We start from the raw sequence: 19,801 nt of genomic DNA, 5'->3' as shown, positions 1-19,801 counted from the left end.
TCCTCGTACCCTCTACCGCTGCTCGGTGGCGATGCGCAAACCCAAAGCAATCAGGACCATTCCGGTCATGCCCTCTACGAGGCGACGCACGGTGGGGCGTTGAAGTGCATTCCGCACCTTGTGGATAGCTGCGGCATAAACTGCGAGCCAGAGAAACGTCATACCTGCAAAGACAATTCCAAGAGCGAGCAGTGTTGCAAAGGTCGAACCGCCTGTCGGTGCGAACTGGGGAAGCAGGCTGGTGAAGAAAACAGCCATCTTAGGATTGCCGAGATCGCTGATGAGCCCCTGCCTGAATGCCATCGAAGGACTAACGCGGCTATGCGAGTGGCTTTCCACCGAGATCCCCGAACCTTGTTCCCCCGGCCAAAGAGCTTCGCGTAACGCGGAGATGCCCAGATAGATAAGATAAGCGGCGCCCAAATACTTGATCGCAATAAATAGTGGCGCCGAGGCCACCACGAGAGCAGCAAGGCCGACGCTGGTCGCCAGGGCCCAGATTGTCTGCCCAACTGCTATGCCCGCCGCCGTCCAAATCCCGCCAGTCCGCCCGGCCAGAAGGGCGCTGCGGATTGTTGTGGCCGTGTCGGGCCCCGGCGTGATGATGACGATTATCGACACCCCAATGAATGCAAGAAAAGATAGCATACCGCGCCGCTCCTCCACATTGCCGTCGACTATAATACACACTGCCGAGTGTTTGGTTCGGTTCGGCGCACCATGCGTGAAGCGGTCTGGAGGCGAGAGACCCGCATGGTCTGCACCTGGCCGGCGCGGCGATCGTACGCACCATCGAGGCCCGCGGCGACAAGCTCGCTCGATCAGTTGCGGTGTGCAGGGCGGGCGTGAGGACCGAGCTCACGCCGCCACCTTACGATTGGCCTATCCTGAGCTAGCGACGGTATGCTGGATGTGCTCGCCGGCTACACGTTGTGGCAGGCAATTGCTCTGCCGTCCGTGCCGACAGACCGAAGCTCGGGAACGTCGACCAGGCAGCGATCGCTGGCTATCGGGCAACGTGGGGCGTAGGCGCAGCCGCGTGGCCGCTTGAAGAGGCTTGGCGGTTCACCCGTTTCGATCGCGCCGAGAATCCGCTTGGATGGGTCCGGCTTCGGAATTGCCGCCACCAGCGAACGTGTATAGGGGTGGCGCGGATCATCCAAAACCGTCCGCGTTGCGGCCTGCTCCACGATCCGACCCATATACATCACGGCAACACGATTGCTGATTTGTCCGATGACGCCGAGGTCGTGGGAGATGAAGAGCATCGACAGTCTCAGTTGTTCACGCAGGTCCATCATCAGATTGAGCACTTGGGCCTGCACGGACACGTCCAGGGCCGAGACCGGCTCGTCGGCGATCACAATGGACGGTGAGGGAAGAATTGTTCGCGCGATGCCGGCCCGTTGCCGCTGCCCGCCGCTCAGTTCGTACGGATAGCGCGCGGCGAAAGACGGATCCAGGCCGACCGCCGTCAGCGCGGCGGCGATCGCCGCGCTGCGCTCGGCACGGCTGGTGAAGAAACCATTGATATCGCCAGCTTCCGCGACCGAATCTCCGATCGCGCGCCGCGGGTTGAGGGACGCATAGGGATCCTGGAAAACCATCCGGATGTTCAGGCGCATGTCGCGAAGGCTGGCACCCGTCATTTCCGTTCCCTTGAAGCTGATGGTGCCGCTGTCGGGCCGGACCAGCCCGACGATGGAGCGGCCCACCGTGGTCTTGCCACAGCCTGACTCGCCGACGATCCCGAGCACCTCACCCTCTGCCAGCGACAGCGACACACCATCCACCGCCCGCACCTGATATTTTCGGCCGGCGCGCCTGACGCTGAAGGAGACCTTCAGATCCCGAATGTCGAGGACAGCGTTGCCGTTCATCGCGGTTCCCCGCCGTCCAGGGGGAAGGCGCAGAGCACATCGTGTCCTTGAGAAACTTCCGCGCGCGGTGGGGCTGCGGTGCGGCACGACTCGCGCATCGCGGCGCACCGTGAGGCAAAGACGCAGCCAGCACCGACCGTGCCCGGCGCCGGCGGCTGGCCCGCTATGGTTGGCAGACGGCGCGCACCGGAATTCCGCGACGGCATGCAGTCCATCAGTCCGCGCGTGTAGTGGTGGCGTGGTCTGCCGAACAACGCCTCGACGCCGGCGGTCTCCACGATCCGGCCCGCATACATGACGGACACGCGATCGGCGAGCTGCGCGATCACCCCCATGTCGTGGGTGATGAACAGCATCGCCATGTCGAGGCGGTTGCAGAGCTCGCGCAGCAGCCCGAGAACCTGCACCTGGATGGTGACATCCAGTGCCGTGGTCGGTTCGTCGGCGATCAGAACCTGAGGTCTGCAGGCCAGCGCGATCGCGATCATGACCCGTTGGCGCTGTCCGCCGGACAATTGATGCGGATACGCCGACAGTTGCATTGCGGGATCGGGCATGCGCACCTGCTCGAGCAGCTCGCGCGCCCTGTCGATCGCCGGAGGGCCGGACAATCGATCATGCACGCGCACGGCTTCGGCGATCTGATCGCCGATCCGACGAACCGGGTTAAGCGAGGTCATCGGCTCCTGAAAAATCATTGCCATACGGCCGTGGCCCGCTTCGACGCGCTGCCAGGGCTGCAGCTGCGTCACGTCGCAGCCCTCCAACAGGACCTGGCCGGCCCGGATCCGCGGGCCGGGCTGGGGCAGCAATCCCATCACCGCAAGCGAGGTCATGCTCTTGCCGCAGCCGGATTCGCCGACGAGGCCGAGGATTTCGCCCTTGCTAAGTTCGAAGGACACGCCGGCGACGATGTCGACCGGTGCAGTCTCCGGCCCCAATGACACCGTAAGGTCGCGAACGGACAGCACGATCTAGCCCTTCTCGCTAAAGAGCTGACGGAACCGAGGATCGAGACGATCACGCAGTGCATCGCCGACCAGGTTGAGCGAAAATGCAGTCGCCACGATCATCATGCCCGGAAAGAACAGCAGCCACGGCGCGCGGGTGACGAAGGTGCGCGATTCCGCCAGCATGTTGCCCCAGCTCGGAATCTCCGGCGGAGCGCCCAGGCCAAGGAAATCGAGCGATGCCGCGCCAAGCTGCGCGAACGCGAAGACGAAGCTGGCCTGCACAAGAAGCGGTGAGACCAGGTTCGGCAAAATATGCTTGCCGATGAGCCAAGTCGTTCCGGCGCCCATGCTGCGGGATGCCTCGACATAGGTCTCCATGCGCAAGCGCAGCGTCAGACCGTAAACGATCCGCGTCGTCGTCGTCAGGTAGCCGAGCCCGATCGCCAGAATCGCATTGGCCACGCTCGGGCCGAGGACGACGATCAGCCCAAGTGCGAGCAGCAGACTCGGGAATGCCATGAGCACATCGACCATGCGCATCAGCAGGTGACCGAGCCGGGGGAACAGGGCGGACAGCACGCCGATCGGCACGCCTGTCGCAAGCGCGAACACGACCACGCCCGAACCGATCAGGAGCGCCATGCGCGCCGAGTGGATGACGCGTGACAAGGTGTCCCGGCCAAATTGGTCGGTACCGAACCAATGCAGCGCGTTCGGAGGCGTCAGGCGGATCGACGGGTCGATGGCGTAGGGATCGTAAGGTGCGAGCCAGGGCGCGAAAGTCGCAGCGAGCACGGTGCCCAGGAGGATGCCGAGCCCCAACAGTGCGATCGGGCGCGCGATGAACGGCTTCAGCCAAAAGATCGCGCCGTCCCGGCTCATTGGAGTTCGACCCGCGGATCGAGCAGGCGATAACTCAGATCGACGATCAGGTTGATCAGGAGGTAGACGACGACGATGACCAGAATGACGCCCTGGATCACCGGATAGTCTCGGCGGAGGATCGACTGGACGACGAGGCGGCCGATACCGGGGAGGGCAAACACAGTTTCGGTCACCACCGCTTCGGACAGCAGCGCCGCGAAAGTGAAGCCGAATGCCGAGACCACCGCCAGGAGCGCGTTGCGCAGGATGTGCCGAATCACGACCTGCCAGGGCCTGATACCCTTTGCACGCGCCGTGCGGACGTAATCCTCGCGGGAGACGTCGAGCATGCTGGCGCGCGTCAGCCGCAGAATCAGCGCGGCATTCGGCGCCGCAAGCGCCAGGCTCGGGAGGACGAGATAGCGGAGATTGGCGAGCCCGCCTTCGAAGATCGATGGATAACCGGAACTCGGAAACCAGCCGAGCCACGCGGCAAAGATCAGGATCAAATAGAGCCCTACCCAGAACGTAGGAATCGAGGCCATCAGCATCGCCGCGCCGGACAGCCCCTGGTCGAGCCAGGTGCCGTGCCGAACTGCCGCGATCATGCCGATCGGCACGCCGATGAGCGTAACCCAGATCATCGTCATGGTGGCGAGCAAGGCGCTGGTCTCGGCGCCATCGGCAATCACCGACAGCACCGGCGCCTGGAAGAAGATCGACCGTCCGAGGTTGCCCTCGAGGACATGGCCGATCCAGGTCAGATATTGCAGGATGATCGGTTGATCGAGACCGAGCTGGTGCCGCAAGGCGTCGATCTGATCGGGGGTCGCGGTATCGCCGAGCAGAACATAGATGGGATCGCCCGGAACGATATGGATGAAGGCAAAGATGATAACGGACGCCGCCAGAAGCGTCACCGCCGTCGTTGCCGCGCGTTTGAGTGCGTAAGACCACATGTGATGGTGCGGCTGATCAGCGGCGATGATGCGCGCCGGTGCCGGCGCTCGACATTCCCAGTGGTCTCATTGCCCGTCCTTACTTGGTAGACACATTCCAGAACACGGGACCGTTCGGGTTCAGTCCCTTCAACTTGGGAGAAGCGATGTCATAGGTGTAGGCATCGCCTACCTTCATGACCGGCACCTGTTCGTAGATCAGCGATTGGATCTTGTCCCATGTCGACTTGCGTGCGGTTGGATCGGTCGATTTGATCAGCTCGGCCCGAAGCGAACTGATCTCGGGGCTGTCCCACCACCCGGGATAGCTCGCATTCAGGAACGTGAGGAGCAGCGGATCAGGCGAGAACGAATGGTGGGTGACAAAGATGTCCCACTGTTCCGGCTGGCCTCGCATCTTGAGAAGCGTCGCCCAATCGACGACCATCATCTGAACATTGATCCCGGCGTCGGCCAGCTGGCGTGTGAAGACCGAGGCTTCATCATAGTGCGCCTGATAGTTCGTCGAGACCAAGAGGCGGATCGGAGTTCCCGTGTAGTCCGCCTCCTTGGCGAGCTCCTTGGCCTTCTTTGGATCGCGGGGGCTGTAGCCGGAAGCGCCTTCCGCCGAGTACCAGGGCGTGCCCTTGGGGAAGATCGATCCCTCGGCATTCCACAGGTCCTTGGAGCCGAAGGCGACGCGCAGGGCCTGCGACTTGTCCAATGCGGTCTGGATGGCGCGGCGGAGCTTGTAGTTGTCCTTCAGGATCCCCTGCTTCGAGTTCATGAAGAAAAGGCCGAAGATCGGTGCGTTCGTACGCTGCACCTGAACCGACTGGTCCTTGCTCAGGGACTCGTACAGATCGCCAGAGATCATTTCCGCATAGTCGTAGTCGCCGGCCTGCACGCCGCTCACGCGGGTGCCGACGTCCGGGACCGGAATGAACCGGATCTTGTCGAAGATGGCGACGCGGGCGCCGGCGAAGCCGTCGCCCTTTTCCTTCACCGGCTTGTAGCCATCGAATTTTTCCACCTCGACATAGCGGTTCGGTCGCCACTCCACGAACTTGTAAGGCCCGGTACCGATATAGTCCTTCTGCTCGATCGGCCGATTTCCGGCATTGGCGGCGATTTCTTCCGGATAGATCGCAAGGCCACCATTGACGTCCGCAATGAGATTCTTCCAGGCGCCGTTCGGCGCGGACAATTTCAGCGTGACCTCATACTTTCCGGTCGCCTCGACCGACGTGGCTGCGGCCATCAGAAGCTTGCCGCGCGCACCGAAGTTGCCCCAGCGCGTCAGCGAGGCGGCCACGTCCTTGGCGGTCATCTCCTTGCCGTTGTGGAAGGGGACGCCCTCGCGGAGCTTGACGACGATGGTCTTGCCGCCGTCTTCCTCGCGATCGCTCTCAGCCAGCATCGGGCGCGGCGTATAGGTCGAGTCCAGCGCATACAGTGTTTCGAAGATGTGGCGACCGATGACTGATGCGACGTCGGCAGTCGTCAGCATGACGTCGAGTGGCGGCGGTTCGCCGATGGTCGCTTCGCGAAGCAGGGTGGCCGCGCTGGCCTGTGCATTGAGAAACAATGCGGTGGCGATCCCGACGGCGCCACGCATCAAGACACTGAGGTCGCATCTCATGATCGCCCCTCCCACCTTGTTTCAGCCGCCTGCCTTCACGTGCAGGGGATGCGCCCTCAGGTGTTGACCCGGCGGCGCGTTATCGTTTGTTTGAAAGTTACATGCATAATATGCTAAGTTTCAAGTGAAAAATTGCCATTGATTGCCGATCTGTCGATACGTTGATCGACGGAAGCTGAAGGTTTCTTACGGCGATCTCCTGGTTGGGGGCGCAGGTTAATCCGACCTGAGGAAGGGCGCGCATGCCGCGTGCGAAGCGAATTCACCCGGCGAAGTCCGCTGGGACAGCAGTCTCGACGCCGTCGCGCCGCGACGCGTTCGTGGCCGGCGACATCATCTCTGTCATCAGACAGAGTGCTCCGGGTCTCAGCCCATCGGAGCAGCGTGTTGCCATGGCGCTGCTGGCCGACGTCGAGTTTGCCATTCACGCGAGCAATGCGGAGCTGGCCCGCAGCGCGCGTGTCAGTGAACCGACAGTGACCAGGTTCAGCCGCTCCGTCGGCTGTCGCGGCGTCCGTGACCTCAAGGTGAGGCTGGCTCAAGCAATGGCGGTTGGGCGGATTTACGTCGAGCTGCCCCCGCATGTCGGCACGGATCTGGCGCGCCCCGCTCTCTGGCGGTCGGTGTTCCAGGAAATTCGGCGCGCAATTGCCGCTGCCGAGGAGGGACTACGCAAGGAGGAAATCGAGAGGGCTGCCGAAGCCATCTCGCGCTGTTCGAAACTTGCAGCGTTCGGCGTGGGCGGCGGCTCGACCCTTGCAGCAATGGAGGTTCAGAATCGTTTCTTTCGTCTCGGGATCGCGGTCTCTCACACCTCCGACCCGAGCTTGATGCGCATGATCGCGGCGACCCTTGGCCAGGACGATGTCGTCATCGCCATCTCGACCACCGGTGCAGCGACCGAGGTGATCGAGGCAGCCGGTATCGCCAAGCAATACGGCGCCCTGGTCGTCGCGATTACCAGGCCGCAAAGCAGGCTGGCCTCAATCGCCGATATTGCGCTCGGCGTGCACGTGCCCGAAGCGCCCGATGCGCTCAAGCCAACCGCGTCGCGCTATGCCCTTCTCGCGGCCATCGATCTGCTCGCGGCGTCGACGGCCTATTGCAAGCCGCTCGAAGCCCAGACACGGATGCGTCGGATCAAATACGAGTTGCTGAAGGGGACGGACGGAAATTCAAATGGGCCGCTCGGCGACTGAAGCGAGGAGGCTCGTCGCGATCGTACGGTCCTCAATTCCCGGGTTCAATTCCTCTCGCCCGATAAACGAACTGGGGCCTGGTGACGCCGAGCATCCGCGCTGCTGTCGAAACCCTGCCATCCGAACGTCGCAGCGCCTCCGCGTAGATTCGTTGGCTTAGTTCGCTCATCGTGAGCGATTTAGCAGCCATTTGATCGACTATGCTGCCCACATAGGTGTCTGCAGAACTGGGAGGCGGTGCTGCCAGCTCGCTCGGGAAGTGCTTCGGTTGAATCTCTCCCGGTAGTTCGTTGCCGCCGTCGAACTTGGCCTTGAACAAGGCGCTCAGGAGAACCGAGCGCAATTGTGGGAGATTCCCAGGGAGAGCCATGCCCTTGAGCGAATCCAGCGACGCACGGGAGAGACGATGCTGCGGCAAGGCTTCGTTCTCCGTCATCGCTGCGAGCATGGCTCGAGCGATGTCGGCAATGTCGCCGCGCCTGTGCTGGAGGCCGAGAAGCTCGATCGGCAGAACCGCAAGGGCGAAGAGAAAGTCCCGGCGGAGTGCGGGCATGGCAATGAGCTCGCTCAGCCGATGAGTGGATGTGCCGGCCAATTGCAGCCCGGGCGGCCAGTCCCGACTCTCGGCTCTTTCGGCCAACAGGAGTTGGCATTCCTCGGACAGCGTCTCGATATTCTCCAGCAGCCAGGTCTCGCGTGATTGCTTCAATTTCCTGAGCCAGATATCGATCTGCTCGCTGGTGAGTGATCTGCAGACAAGGCGTCGCAATCGGCCGCCTGTTCCCTGGCGCTGGTGGTGCACGTAGCGCGCCGCGAGGTGTTTTCCGCAACCATGTGGACCGACGATGAGCGCAGGCAGCCCTCCTGCGGCAACGCTGTCCAGCTGGCTGCGGACGGGCTCCAGCACAACGTCTTCGAGGCTTGCAACCCCGTGTCTGGAGGTTGTCCGCGTCGGCACATGGATTGCCGTTTCGACCCCGCCGGTCCTGCGCGGAAGGTCTGCAAGCGATGGAACGACCTCCTCGCGGAACATGCGAACCGTGGGATCGTCGGCACCCCAGGCGTCGGCTGTCTTGCCGGTCACCCTGCAGTGCTTGTGCCCCATCGCGGCACATTCCGTTTCCTTGTAGACGATCAGCTTGTCGAAGAAAAAGCTGGCATAGCCCGACGCGTAACCGACCTGCATCCAGCAAACGGGCTCGGAGGCGCTGCGTTGGCGATTGAGAAACTCGGTCGCCTCCATGCCACCATGCCAGAGAAACTCCGCGGCAAACTTGTTCTGCTTGAAATTGAAGTCGTTGTAGACAGTCTGCACGCGCACGACGCCGGACATGGTGTGCATCCGCGTGCCCGCGGTGAACGCGTCCCCGATGTCGAGTTCAGGCCAGGAGGTGCGAATAAACTCCGCATCCAGCGTGCCCGCCTGAAATCCCAGCCGCAGTAGAATAACCCGCGCGTCGTGAGACCCGAAGCGGCGGACCAGCTCCTCCTGGAGCTGAACGGCGATCGAGGCGCGATGGAGAACAAGCCGCGCGTTGCGCAGGCTGATATGCGCGTGAGCCGGGTCGTACACGATCTGGGAGAGCATGTCCCGCAAGGTCGGCCGTCCACCGCGATCGAGCAGGCTGCTTTCTTCGATCTTGGAAATCATTTGGCCGCACTCCCACCCACAAGCTTTTCTTCTCTCTGCAGAGTTGCCGGGTTTGCATCATTTGATCAATCGAAATTGACGAAATACTCCATTCATCCTCGCCCCCATCGTCGCCGAGCTGCGTTCGCTGATCACGATCGAGAGGAACATATCCATCATTATCAATAACTTGCTGCATATTCGAACGAGTGGTTGCGGTGCAGCGGCGATTTCCTCTTTGACCGCTTTCCGACCGGGGTGATTACCTCGGTCAAAAGAGGGCCAAGCGCTCTTGAGGGGGAAACGGAATGCGTGACGCGAGCAAAATCGTGAAGCTGCCGGCTGAGCCACACGCTGAGGCGATCAGGCGCTACGCAAAGGAAGGCGCCTATATCGCGGGCGATGACAAATCCTCACCCTGGATTCCTTTTGGCGACGTCGCAGCCATCAAGCACCTGTGCTTCGACGTTCGCAACAACGCAGCAGCCAACATTCTATGGGTCAAGAGCGGCGGGCGGATCGGCACGCACAAGCATCGCGGCTTCGTGTCGGCCATCACTCTGGAGGGATCCTGGGGCTATTACGAATACGACTGGATCGCCAGGCCCGGCGATTTCATCTACGAGCTCCCGGGAACTGCGCACACGCTCTATTCCGACGATCCTAACGGAATGAAGGCCCTGTTCTGGTTGAGCGGCGCCATCGAATTTTTCGACGACAACGGCGAGTATGATTTCACCGCCGATGTCTTCTGGTTCATCGAACACTACACGCGTTACTGCGAGGCGAACGGCCTCCCCGTCAACAACGACATGTTCATCTGAGTCGGGTTGCTGGAATTGGGGAGAGGGCGCGTGGACGAGTGTGATTACGTCATCGTGGGTGCCGGTTCGGCCGGATGTGTATTGGCGAACCGCTTGAGCGAAGATCCGAAAGTCAGCGTCCTCGTGCTCGAGGCCGGTGGCAAGGACAACAGCATATTCATGAAGGTGCCGCTGGCATGGCGCCAGATCTGGCGCGGCCCCAAGTTCAACTGGAATTATACGACGGAGCCGGAGCGCTTTCTCGACGGGCGGCGCCTGTCGCTTCCACGCGGCAAGGTCCTGGGCGGCTCTTCGTCGATCAACGGCATGCTCTACGTGCGCGGCAACCCGCGCGATTATGACTTGTGGCGCCAGGCCGGATGCGAAGGCTGGAGCTATGCCGACGTTCTTCCCTATTTCAAACGCGCCGAGGGCAGCTGGCGAGGCGAAGGCGATTATCACGGCGGCGCAGGACCGCTCGGCGTCAGCCCAACCGATGTTTCCAACCTGAATTTCGGCTTGATCCGCGACACGGCGATTGCCGCGGGAATTCCGATGACCGACGATTTCTCGGGAGCGCAGCCTGAGGGCTTTGGCATCGTCGACCTGACGATCAAGAATGGTGTGCGCAGCAGCGCATCGGCGGTCTATCTCCGCCCCGCATTAAAGCGCGCCAATCTCACACTGAAGATCGGTGCCCTGACGGAGCGGGTCTTGATCGAGAAGGGGCGCGCGACGGGCGTGACCTACGTCGCGAACGGCAAGCGTGTTTCCGTTCGCGCGAGGCGCGAGGTGATCCTGTGCGGTGGGAGCTACAACTCACCTCAGCTTCTCTTGTTGTCGGGTATCGGGCCGGCCGATGAAGTTGCCGAACACGGGATAACCCCTGTTCACGAGCTCCCGGCGGTCGGCAAAAATCTATCCGAACATGTGGTGTTTCACATTCAATTCGCGATCAAGCAGCCGATCACCTTTCTGAGTCGCCTGCGGGCCGATCGCGTCGCACTTTCTGTGTTGCAGTGGGCCTTGTTCCGCAAGGGCGATTTCGCGACCCAGGCATTGACCGCGCTCGCCTTCGTGCGCAGCCGGCCCGATGTCGAGCGACCGGACATTCAGCTCTTCTTCAACTCGACGCGCATGGACGCCAAGGTTTGGTTTCCCGGGATCACGCCGCCGCAACAGCACATGCTGGAGGGATATCCGTCGATCAATTACCCCGAAAGTCGCGGCGAATTGCGTCTGCGCTCGGCTGATCCGCGTGACCCTCCGCGTATCCGGCTCAATTTTCTTGGAACCGAAGGCGATCGTGCGACAGCACGTGAATGCATTCGATTGGTGCGACGCATCTACAATACGCCACCGCTCGGCCCGCTGATCGAGCGCGAGACTTCGCCTGGCGCCGAGGTCGTCTCCGACGCCGACCTTGACGCGTTTGTCCGGCGCACGGCCGAGGTCGGCCATCATCCCGTCGGGACCTGCGCGATGGGGACCGGGCCAGCGGCAGTGGTCGATCCGCAACTGCGCGTGCGTGGATTGCAGGGGCTGAGGGTGGTCGACGCTTCGGTCATGCCAACCGTGCCGGGAGGCAACACCAACGGACCGACAATCATGATTGCCGAGCGCGCCGCGGATCTCATCGCGGGGAAGACGCTGCTTGCGCCGGCTTCGGGCGCAGTTCGATGAGCACGTTGTCGGTCGCACGATCGACGATGTCATGGCATCCGGAGCGGCGGATGAGGGTTCTGACAAGTGAGACTGGCTTTGAACCGCGTGGAGTCCTGGCGGCGGGCTTCACAAAGAAGACTTGCGGTGGTCGCAGCCGTCAATCACGTAACAAAAGGGGGAATTTGATGAAACGATCGATAAAAGCGGCCGTGGCGGCCGTCGCATGCACGCTTGCAGCGCTAGCGTTCAATGATCCCGCAGAAGCTGCCTCCGCGCCGAAATGCGGATTGAATACCGGCAAGCCTGCGACCGGTGCACCCATCTCGATCGGCGGCATCGTTGGTCGGACAGGCCCGGCGGACTTCAGCTCTTCGGGCGATGCGGCTGCGGCGTATTTCAAGTGCGTCAACGAGAATGGCGGGATCAATGGCCGCCCGATCGAATACACGCTGGAGGACGACGCCTGGAAGCCCGAGCAGGCCGCGCAAGCTGCGGCCAAGCTGGTGACCGATAAGAAGGTGGTTGCCCTGGTCGGCAGCAACAGCTTCGTCGAATGCGCCGCTAACCAGGCGACTTACGAAAAGAACGAGGTGCTTGTCGTCGCCGGCGTCGGCATCCCCCGGGATTGCTTCTTTGGGAGGAACTATTCGTCAACGAACGCAGGTCCTCGGTTGAGCAACCTTGGCGCAGTGCAGTACATGCATGGGAAGTTCGGCATCAAGAGTGTCGTCTGTGTCGCGCCCAACATTCCCGGCGTCGGCGATTTCTCCTGCGACGGCGTCAAGGCGTGGGGTGCTTCCAAGGGTGTGGCGGTCAACGTGATCCTGATCGATCCCGCGGCGATCGACATGACCTCCATCGTCCTCCAAGCGATGTCGTTCAAGCCCGACCTGATCGAGGCGAGCTTGCCGCGTGACGGCGTGATTGCCTTGCTCAAGGCCGCCGAGGACCAGGACCTCGGTTCCAAGGTGAAGTTCGCCGCGCCGACCTCGGTCTACAATCTCGAGTTTCCGAAAACGATCGGTCCCTATTGGGACAACAAGGTCTACGCCCAGCTCGAGCTCGAACCTTTCGACAAGCAATCGCCCGACATGCTGAACTGGTATGCGGTGCTCGACAAGTATGCGTCCAAGAATGTCCAGCGCGATACTTTCAATCAGGCGGGTTATTTGGCAGCGCGTTGGATCGTCGAGGTCATGCTGACAATGGACCCGGCGAAGATCGACCGCACATCGGTTACGGCCGCCCTCCGCGGTATGAAGTCGGGCCTTCAATCCGACATCGCGTGCGGTCCGTGGTATTTTGGGCCGGGCAACCGGCATAATCCCAACCACGCCGGATCGGTGGCCGTGACGTCGGGCGAGAAATGGGTGACCCAGCAGTCCTGCTTCGGGGTGGATGATCCTGATCTGGCAGACGTCCTGGCGACGGAGAAAGAGCTGGGCATTCGCAAGTAGGCGAGCAGGTGTGGGCCGCGTCGGAAAACAGGCCAGGGGCGACAATTCTCGCCCTTGGTCATCGGCCGCAAAGCCGATTGTCCACGACCGGACGCTCCGCTGAGCGCCCGCACCTCAAATCAATCGAGTGAATGATCGTGCCAAACCTTGGTCCTTTCGTCGTTTCCGGGCTCGCCACCGGCGCGGTATATGCGCTCTCGGCAGTCGCAATCGTAATCCTCTTCCGGGCTTCTGGGGTCGTCAACCTTGCGCAGGGCGCGATCGGTGCGCTCTCGGCAATCATCGCCTGGCAGATCGGAAACTCAGGTGGCCCTCCCTGGATCGGGTGGATCGCGGGCGTGATCGCGGCGATGGCGGTCTCACTGGCCTATGGCCGGCTCCTTGCTCCACGTGTAGCTCATAGTGATCCGGTGGTTCGAGCGGTGGCTACGCTTGGCCTGGCGCTCGTGCTGCTCGGGGTCATGGATTTCTTCTGGGGCGAATACGGCCGTGTTCTACGTCTTCCGACCGACAGTCTGGGTGTGCGCATCCTGGATGTGCGGGTGACCTACACGCGCCTGATCGCGCTAGGGCTCACATGTCTTGTTACGGTCGGCACGATCTTCTTTCTGGGATGGACGCGTATGGGGCTGGCGATGCGCGCGCTTGCCAACCGCCGGGACTTCAGTGCGATGCTCGGCGTGCCCGTCCTGAAGGTCGATTCCTGGGCGTGGGCGATGTCGGGACTGATTGCCGGTGTCAGCGGCATCCTGCTCGCCAACCTTGCGCGGATGCAGCCCCTGTTCCTGACGTTCATGGTCATTCCGGTGATCGCCGCCGCAATTGCCGGCCGTGTGCAATCGCTGGGTATCGCGGTTGCGGGCGGCCTGGCAATCGGCGTGATCGAAGCGATCGGCACGCCATTTCCGTCCGTCGCGCCCTACCGCACATTGACGCCCTTCGTTTTTGCCATCGTCGCGCTGGTTTTCCTGCAGCGCCATGGGCATCCCCTGATCGGCGGCGGGGCTGGACTGGGAGCAGACGATGTGCGCTCGGGCGCGCCCGCTGGGAGCCAGCGCCATCGCGGGTTGGTCGGAGTCGCTGCCGGAGTTGCCACTGCGCTGGTGGTGGCGCTGGCGGTGCCCGAAATCGCCAGTTCATACTGGCTGCGTGTGCTGACTGCCTCCGCTATCCTGGCGCTCGGCTCGCTTGCCACCGCAATTATCTACGCGCAATTGGGCATGGTTTCCTTGTGCCAGTTCGCCTTGGTCGGCGTCGGCGGTTGGGTTGCGTTGCGCTCCTGGCATGCAATCCATTGGCCCTTCGAAATGTCGTTGCTGTGCGGTGGTGTCGGCGCAGCTCTGCTGGGTCTGATCTTCGGGCTGCCGGCACTACGCATGCGCGGTCTGTATCTTGCACTGGTCACCTTGATGATCGCGGGTGGTTTCCAGGTGGTGATCACCGCCATCGATTTCCCCGACGGTGGAGCCGGCTTCATTGGCAAGATCTATAATGGGCCGCGCCAGTATATGGACCGCCCCGGGCTGGCAACGACGGACGCCGCCTATTTTCGCTATTGCCTGGGAGCGCTCGTCATCGGCTACCTCTTCGTCCTCTGGCATCAGCGCTCGCGAGCCGGGCGCGCCTGGGCGATGATACGTCGCAGCGAAGCTTGCGCGCTGTCGGCGAGCGTCAATATCGTCGCCTACAAGATATGGGCCTTCGCGCTCGCAGGCTTCCTTGCGGGCATCTGCGGCGGGCTGCTCGCGGGTCTCATCGGCACGCTCGACTTGACCTCGTTTCCGGCGAGCGAATCTGTGTTGCTCTTCGCGGTGACCCTTATCGGCGGCGCCTATAGCTGGCTGGGGCCGATTCTGGCGGGCTTGCTGCTGCGCGCCGTTCCCGGGCTCCTCAACGATTGGCACATCGACGGCAATATCGCGACGATCGTCTTTGGAGCGGGCCTGTTGCATGCGTTGATTACCGCCCCGCGCGGCGTTGCGGGCCAGATCCTTGATACCGTCGGGCGGATCAAGGTGTTTGCCGGACAGGTGCGACGGGAGAAGGCAGTATGATCGAGATCGACGGCCTGGGGGTCAGGTTCGGCGGGGTGACGGCGTTGAACGCGCTGACGGCATCGCTCGATGCAGCGGTAACGGGATTGGTCGGTCCCAACGGCGCGGGCAAGACGACGTTGCTCAACGTGCTCAGCGGTTTCATCACGCCAACCGCTGGGTCCGTCAGGATCGACGGGCAGGACATCGGGCGTCTTGCGACGCATCGGCGGTCAGCATTCGGGATCCGTCGAACCTTCCAGACCGAGCAGGTGGTGCTCAATCTCTCGGTGCGGGACAATATCGCGGGGATGCTCGATCATGTTCCCTACGGGACGAGCAGCCGCAACGACGTCATCAATGCGGCTCTGCGCTATACCGGTCTCTCGGATCGGGCCCATCTGATGGGGGGAGCCCTCGCGACAAGCGACCGGCGGATGGTCGAAATCGCGCGATGCATCGTCGGAGCCCCGAAGATCATCATGATGGATGAGCCCGGAGCCGGCCTTAGCGAATCCGAATCGGATTTCCTGCGCAAGACTATCGTTGGCATCCCGGCGTTCTGCGGGGCCCAGGTGCTGCTCGTCGATCACGACGTCGACCTGATCTCATCGACCTGCTCGAAGATGCTGGTTCTCGATTTCGGCACCATGATCGCCTACGGCCCGGTAGGTTCGACCTTGAAGGATCCGAAAGTGCGTGCCGCATACCTTGGAGAAACGGCATGACCGATTGCCTCCGGATCGAGCGTCTGGCGATTGCGCGCGGTGGCAAGCAGGTCGTGCATGGCGTGAACCTCGAGATTCCACCGGGGCAGGTTACGGCTCTCCTTGGCGCCAACGGAGCTGGCAAGAGTTCGCTCGTTCTCGCCGCGGCGGGTGCGTTGCCCGTTTCCTCCGGCGACGTGCTCATCGACGAAAAGTCCATTGGTGGCCTCAGGCCCGAGCAGGTTCGCCGTCTCGGAATTGCGGCCGTCCCCGAAGGCCACCACGTGCTCAGCGAACTATCGGTCCTCGATAATCTCCGGGTCGCCGGTCATCATCTGCCGGGTCGCAAGCGGGAGGATGGCATCGAGGCGGCGCTCGATACGTTTCCCGAGCTTCGCCCAAAACTCGGCGCGCGAGCGGGGTCGCTCTCCGGCGGTCAGCAACAAATGGTCGTACTTGCCCAAGCCATCGTCGAGCGCCCGCGCTACATCCTTGCGGATGAATTGTCATTTGGTCTTGCCCCCGTGATCGTAGCCAGGCTGGTTCCGGTGATCATTCAGCTCGCCGCTGATGGCGTCGGCGTACTGTTGATCGAGCAGTTCACGCATATCGCATTGCGAATCTCCCATCGCGTCCATGTCATGGAGCGGGATATATTCGCTTCTCGGGCGAACCGGAGGAGTTACGGCAGAATCCGGATATTCTTCACAGCGCCTATCTCAGCGGGAATTAGCATGCGTTCATTGATCGCCATGTTTGGCGCGCGGGGCACGGTGGCTTCATTGAACCCACCGAGATCGCCAACGAGCTTCCAAGGTCGAATACAGAGCGACGATCAAGACGTTGGGAATCCACGACGTAAACGCCAGAATCGGAGACATGCTGGAATAGCCACCGTACCCCAATGCGTAACCGATCGGAATCTGCAGGCGAAGGACAACGGCTCCGAAGGTCATCGCGTAGCTGAATCGCATAAGTAGCCGATGCCACTCAAGCCTTCCCTGCACGGCCGAAATCCAAGCCGCTGCAGTCGTGCCGATCCACAATACAGCGAGAATCCCGAAGCCGACGCCAGCCACCCAGCCACCCGAAGCAAAGGGTGACGTAGCCAACGCTCCTGTTCCACTCGTAACGCACGCTAGGACGTAAGTTCGGCCGGACCAACGATGCAGCGTCGGATGGCGCGTGCGTAGCCCCGGAAAGAATTGTAACGGTCCCAGGACCAAAGCGGCAGGGGCTATGAGCATGTGCGTTAACGCCTGCAGAGGCGCTTGCAGTATGACTGCCTTGATATCTGGATCGATGCCGAACCATACGTTTTCCAACGCGGCGTAGTATCGCAAGGAATGCGCGGCTACGACTGTGGCGAGCACGATCATCATGCACAGCCCAATTCGGGGGACGTATCCCTTCTGCATCTGTCTCGCACCCTACCGCTGCTATTGGTCAAACCGTTTGGTCTTACGGCCGGTATTCTCCGGAGAGGGAAGCCCGACTATGATTGAACCGTTCGAGCGGACAAGCATTTGGGGGCCGCCGGCGCGGGAACAGGGATGAAGGGATGAGTGCTGGGACGAATAGCGTTCTTAACGTTACGAAACGCGCTCCATCAGGGTTGGACGCCGCCTCATTTGGATGATTGCAGCCGGCGTAGCGGTGGTCGATGTGTCCTGCGTGTTCACTCCCGTGCACAATTCGCCCCGTCACGGCCCTGGCGTCGCGTTGTGAATCCCGTGCGTAGCCGAGGCGTCGAGCCGCCTGTCGGCTCCGGGACTGACACTCCCTCCGCCAGCCCTCATCCCACCAATTTCCATTTCCCATCGCCCGCGCGCTTCAGCGCCGGGTCCCTCACCCGCACGTGCTCGGCGAGAAAATCGATGAACGCGCGCACGCGCGCCGGGAGCGGCGCGGTGTGGCCGACATAGACGGCGTGAATGTCTTCGCGGTCGCCGGGATTGTGGTTCTGCAAGACCGGGGCGAGGCGGCCTGATTCGATGTCGGGACCGACGTGGAAGAGGGCGAGGCGGGCAAGGCCCACGCCGCCGAGTGCGAGGCGGCGGGCGGCTTCGCCGTCGCTGACGCGGGCGGCCGGCGGCGGGACCGCTTCCTCGGTGCGGTCGCCGCGCTTGAATTGCCAGCCGCGAATCGAGCGCGGAAAGGTCCAGCCGATGCCGCGGTGATCGGCGAGATCCGCCGGAATCCTCGGCGTGCCGAAGCGGGCGAGATAATTCGGTGCGCCGACCACGACCATGCGGCTGGTGCCGAGCTTTCGCGCGACGAGGCGTGAGGCGCGCAGCGGGCCGACGCGGATGGCGACGTCGGCGCGCTCCTGCATCAGGTCGATCAGCGTGTCGGTCAGCACCAGATCGAGCGTGACGTCGGGATGGCTTTCCAGGAAGCGCGGGATCAGCGGCATCACGTGCAGCATGCCGAAGGGGATGTTGCTGTTGACAGTCAGGCGGCCGCGCGGTGCCGCGCCCGATGCCGCCTCGCGTTCGGCCTCTTCCATCTCGGCGAGGATACGCACGGCGCGCTGGTAGAACGCCTGGCCTTCCTCCGTCAGCGTGAGCTTGCGCGTGGTGCGGTTGATCAGCCGCGAGCCGAGCCGTGCCTCCAGCCGCGAGATCAGCTTGCTGACGCCCGACGGCGTCAGCCGCAGTTTTCGCGCGGCCTGGGTGAACCCGCCCAGGTCGACGACGCGGACAAAGACCTCCATCTCGGCGGAGCGGTTGGTGTCGAAGCGGGCCATGTTGAATTCACGTCACAAATGATTGGATTGCGGACATTCTAATGGTTTTGCCGCAGCGCGGCTATCTGCGTGGCTCGTACCATCCATTGGAGTCCCGCATGCCTCCCGCCGTTCTCGCCCTCACCGCCGGTGCCTTCGGCATCGGCACCACCGAATTCATCATCATGGGCCTGCTGCTTCAGGTCGCCGCCGACATGCACGTCTCCGTGCCGGTCGCGGGCCTGCTCATCTCCGGTTATGCGCTCGGCGTGTTCGTCGGTGCGCCGGTTCTGACGCTGGCGACGCGGCGGATGCCGCGCAAAACCGTATTGCTGGCGCTGATGGCGATCTTCACGCTCGGCAATGCCGCCTGTGCGCTGGCGCCGAACTACGAATTGCTGATGGCGGCACGCGTGCTGACCTCGCTGGCCCACGGCACCTTCTTCGGCGTCGGCTCGGTGGTGGCCACCAGCCTCGTCGCCGAGGACAAGCGCGCCTCGGCGATCGCGACCATGTTCATCGGACTGACCGTCGCGACGCTTCTGGGCGTGCCCTTCGGCGCATGGTTCGGCCTGATGCTCGGCTGGCGCGCGGCGTTCTGGGCCGTGACGGTGATCGGCGTGATCGCCTTCGCCGTGTTGGCCGCGTTCGTGCCCGGCCATGTCGGCAACGGCGACAAGCCGATCTCGCTTGCCGAGGAGGTCGCCGTGCTCGGACGTCCGCAGGTGCTGCTGGGCCTCGCCATGACCGTGTTCGGCTTCGCCGGCCTGTTCGTCGTCTTCACCTATATCCAGCCGATCCTGACGCGCTTCACCGGCTTTTCGGAGGCTGCGGTCTCGCCGATCCTGCTGGTGTTCGGCGCGGGTCTTGCGATCGGCAATGTCGCCGGCGGCAAGCTCGCCGACCGCGGCCTGGCGCGAGCCCTGATCGGCACGCTCGCCGCGCTCGCCATCGTGCTGCTTGGCCTTGCCGCGGTGCTGTCGGTCAAGATCCCCGCCATCGCGTTGATCCTGCTGCTCGGCATCGCCGCCTTCGCAACCGTCGCGCCGCTCCAGCTTCGCGTGCTGGAGGCGGCCGGCCCCAGCGGCCGCACGCTCGCCTCGAGCCTCAACATCGCCGCCTTCAATCTCGGCAACGCGCTGGGTGCCTGGGCCGGTGGCGTCGCCATCGACCGCGGGCTTGGCCTCTCCGCGCTGCCGCTGGTGGCGGCCGGCATCACCGCAATCGGCCTCGTGCTGGCGCTGTGGAGCCTCCGGCTCGACCGTACCGCGGTCGTCGTCGCGGCGTGCCCGGCGGAATAGG

At 62.8% G+C, this 19,801-nt stretch carries 16 protein-coding genes and 1 pseudogene; 8 read left to right on the top strand and 9 right to left on the bottom strand.

Features of this window, described 5'->3' with window-relative positions; genetic code table 11:
- Window positions 1-12: 12 nt before the first annotated feature.
- From XI08_RS28270 to XI08_RS28245, 6 genes are all read right to left on the bottom strand, one after another.
- Entirely contained in the window at window positions 13-648 is a 636-nt protein-coding gene (locus XI08_RS28270; protein WP_271576890.1) for a LysE family translocator, read from the bottom strand.
- 275 nt (window positions 649-923) lie between these two features.
- Window positions 924-1,880: an ABC transporter ATP-binding protein gene (locus XI08_RS28265; RefSeq protein ID WP_271576889.1), complete on the bottom strand. Its 957-nt coding sequence runs from the start codon at window positions 1,878-1,880 to the stop codon at window positions 924-926.
- Window positions 1,877-2,851: an ABC transporter ATP-binding protein gene (locus XI08_RS28260; protein WP_271576888.1), complete on the bottom strand. Its 975-nt coding sequence runs from the start codon at window positions 2,849-2,851 to the stop codon at window positions 1,877-1,879. Before XI08_RS28260 ends, XI08_RS28265 begins: the two co-directional genes overlap by 4 nt.
- Window positions 2,852-2,854: 3 nt before the next feature.
- Window positions 2,855-3,715, bottom strand: coding sequence for an ABC transporter permease (locus XI08_RS28255; RefSeq protein ID WP_271576887.1), 861 nt, complete (start codon window positions 3,713-3,715; stop codon window positions 2,855-2,857).
- Window positions 3,712-4,656 (bottom strand): ABC transporter permease, encoded by a 945-nt coding sequence (locus tag XI08_RS28250; protein WP_271576886.1) that lies wholly within the window; start codon window positions 4,654-4,656, stop codon window positions 3,712-3,714. Before XI08_RS28250 ends, XI08_RS28255 begins: the two co-directional genes overlap by 4 nt.
- Window positions 4,657-4,735: 79 nt before the next feature.
- The gene (locus tag XI08_RS28245; RefSeq protein WP_271576885.1) at window positions 4,736-6,277 is read right to left on the bottom strand and encodes an ABC transporter substrate-binding protein; all 1,542 of its coding nucleotides are present in this window, start codon (window positions 6,275-6,277) and stop codon (window positions 4,736-4,738) included.
- Between the two features lie 242 nt (window positions 6,278-6,519).
- On the opposite strand from XI08_RS28245, the gene XI08_RS28240 reads away from it, so the two are divergent.
- Window positions 6,520-7,476 carry a MurR/RpiR family transcriptional regulator gene (locus tag XI08_RS28240; protein WP_271576884.1) on the top strand — a complete coding sequence of 319 codons (957 nt, stop codon included), beginning with the start codon at window positions 6,520-6,522 and terminating at the stop codon, window positions 7,474-7,476.
- A 31-nt stretch (window positions 7,477-7,507) separates the two neighbouring features.
- Here the strand turns inward: XI08_RS28240 and XI08_RS28235 are convergent, their stop codons facing one another.
- Complete coding sequence (locus tag XI08_RS28235; RefSeq protein ID WP_271576883.1) at window positions 7,508-9,127, bottom strand: XylR N-terminal domain-containing protein; 1,620 nt, start codon at window positions 9,125-9,127, stop codon at window positions 7,508-7,510.
- Between the two features lie 287 nt (window positions 9,128-9,414).
- On the opposite strand from XI08_RS28235, the gene XI08_RS28230 reads away from it, so the two are divergent.
- The 6 genes and pseudogenes from XI08_RS28230 to XI08_RS46450 all read left to right on the top strand — a co-directional run.
- Window positions 9,415-9,930: a 2,4'-dihydroxyacetophenone dioxygenase family protein gene (locus tag XI08_RS28230; protein WP_271576882.1), complete on the top strand. Its 516-nt coding sequence runs from the start codon at window positions 9,415-9,417 to the stop codon at window positions 9,928-9,930.
- A 30-nt stretch (window positions 9,931-9,960) separates the two neighbouring features.
- Window positions 9,961-11,592 carry a GMC family oxidoreductase gene (locus XI08_RS28225; RefSeq protein ID WP_271576881.1) on the top strand — a complete coding sequence of 544 codons (1,632 nt, stop codon included), beginning with the start codon at window positions 9,961-9,963 and terminating at the stop codon, window positions 11,590-11,592.
- A gap of 50 nt (window positions 11,593-11,642) precedes the next feature.
- Window positions 11,643-13,031, top strand: a complete 1,389-nt coding sequence (locus XI08_RS28220; protein WP_271576880.1) for an ABC transporter substrate-binding protein — start codon at window positions 11,643-11,645, stop codon at window positions 13,029-13,031.
- A 131-nt stretch (window positions 13,032-13,162) separates the two neighbouring features.
- Window positions 13,163-15,085: an ABC transporter permease gene (locus tag XI08_RS28215; protein WP_271576879.1), complete on the top strand. Its 1,923-nt coding sequence runs from the start codon at window positions 13,163-13,165 to the stop codon at window positions 15,083-15,085.
- Window positions 15,082-15,792 (top strand): ABC transporter ATP-binding protein, encoded by a 711-nt coding sequence (locus tag XI08_RS28210; RefSeq protein ID WP_271576878.1) that lies wholly within the window; start codon window positions 15,082-15,084, stop codon window positions 15,790-15,792. Before XI08_RS28215 ends, XI08_RS28210 begins: the two co-directional genes overlap by 4 nt.
- Window positions 15,789-16,262 (top strand): annotated as a pseudogene (locus tag XI08_RS46450) (ATP-binding cassette domain-containing protein); the annotation flags it as partial. The gene XI08_RS28210 and the pseudogene XI08_RS46450, both read left to right, overlap by 4 nt.
- Before the next feature lie 288 nt (window positions 16,263-16,550).
- Here the strand turns inward: XI08_RS46450 and XI08_RS46445 are convergent.
- Both XI08_RS46445 and XI08_RS28200 read right to left on the bottom strand, forming a co-directional pair.
- Window positions 16,551-17,018 carry a DUF2306 domain-containing protein gene (locus tag XI08_RS46445; protein WP_442869866.1) on the bottom strand — a complete coding sequence of 156 codons (468 nt, stop codon included), beginning with the start codon at window positions 17,016-17,018 and terminating at the stop codon, window positions 16,551-16,553.
- 548 nt (window positions 17,019-17,566) lie between these two features.
- Window positions 17,567-18,520, bottom strand: a complete 954-nt coding sequence (locus XI08_RS28200; RefSeq protein ID WP_271576876.1) for a LysR family transcriptional regulator — start codon at window positions 18,518-18,520, stop codon at window positions 17,567-17,569.
- Window positions 18,521-18,618: 98 nt separating this feature from the next.
- Between XI08_RS28200 and XI08_RS28195 the strand changes: the two genes are divergently transcribed.
- The gene (locus tag XI08_RS28195) at window positions 18,619-19,800 is read left to right on the top strand and encodes an MFS transporter (RefSeq protein WP_271576875.1); all 1,182 of its coding nucleotides are present in this window, start codon (window positions 18,619-18,621) and stop codon (window positions 19,798-19,800) included.
- Window position 19,801: the final 1 nt, after the last annotated feature.

The organism is Bradyrhizobium sp. CCBAU 11361 (assembly GCF_028128935.1).
GTDB classification, from domain to species: Bacteria; Pseudomonadota; Alphaproteobacteria; order Rhizobiales; family Xanthobacteraceae; genus Bradyrhizobium; species Bradyrhizobium niftali.
The sequence above is the reverse complement of the archived record's forward strand: the minus strand, read 5'-3'. Positions and strand labels throughout refer to the sequence as shown.

Bases quoted from the DNA above. Each gene is read 5' to 3' on its own strand.
- XI08_RS28270 (WP_271576890.1), bottom strand. From the start codon at position 648: ATGCTATCTTTTCTTGCATTCATTGGGGTGTCGATAATCGTCATCATC.
- XI08_RS28265 (WP_271576889.1), bottom strand. From the start codon at position 1,880: ATGAACGGCAACGCTGTCCTCGACATTCGGGATCTGAAGGTCTCCTTC.
- XI08_RS28255 (WP_271576887.1), bottom strand. From the start codon at position 3,715: ATGAGCCGGGACGGCGCGATCTTTTGGCTGAAGCCGTTCATCGCGCGC.
- XI08_RS28250 (WP_271576886.1), bottom strand. From the start codon at position 4,656: ATGTGGTCTTACGCACTCAAACGCGCGGCAACGACGGCGGTGACGCTT.
- XI08_RS28245 (WP_271576885.1), bottom strand. From the start codon at position 6,277: ATGAGATGCGACCTCAGTGTCTTGATGCGTGGCGCCGTCGGGATCGCC.
- XI08_RS28240 (WP_271576884.1), top strand. From the start codon at position 6,520: ATGCCGCGTGCGAAGCGAATTCACCCGGCGAAGTCCGCTGGGACAGCA.
- XI08_RS28235 (WP_271576883.1), bottom strand. From the start codon at position 9,127: ATGATTTCCAAGATCGAAGAAAGCAGCCTGCTCGATCGCGGTGGACGG.
- XI08_RS28230 (WP_271576882.1), top strand. From the start codon at position 9,415: ATGCGTGACGCGAGCAAAATCGTGAAGCTGCCGGCTGAGCCACACGCT.
- XI08_RS28220 (WP_271576880.1), top strand. From the start codon at position 11,643: ATGAGGGTTCTGACAAGTGAGACTGGCTTTGAACCGCGTGGAGTCCTG.
- XI08_RS28215 (WP_271576879.1), top strand. From the start codon at position 13,163: ATGATCGTGCCAAACCTTGGTCCTTTCGTCGTTTCCGGGCTCGCCACC.
- XI08_RS28210 (WP_271576878.1), top strand. From the start codon at position 15,082: ATGATCGAGATCGACGGCCTGGGGGTCAGGTTCGGCGGGGTGACGGCG.
- XI08_RS46445 (WP_442869866.1), bottom strand. From the start codon at position 17,018: ATGCTCATAGCCCCTGCCGCTTTGGTCCTGGGACCGTTACAATTCTTT.
- XI08_RS28200 (WP_271576876.1), bottom strand. From the start codon at position 18,520: ATGGCCCGCTTCGACACCAACCGCTCCGCCGAGATGGAGGTCTTTGTC.
- XI08_RS28195 (WP_271576875.1), top strand. From the start codon at position 18,619: ATGCCTCCCGCCGTTCTCGCCCTCACCGCCGGTGCCTTCGGCATCGGC.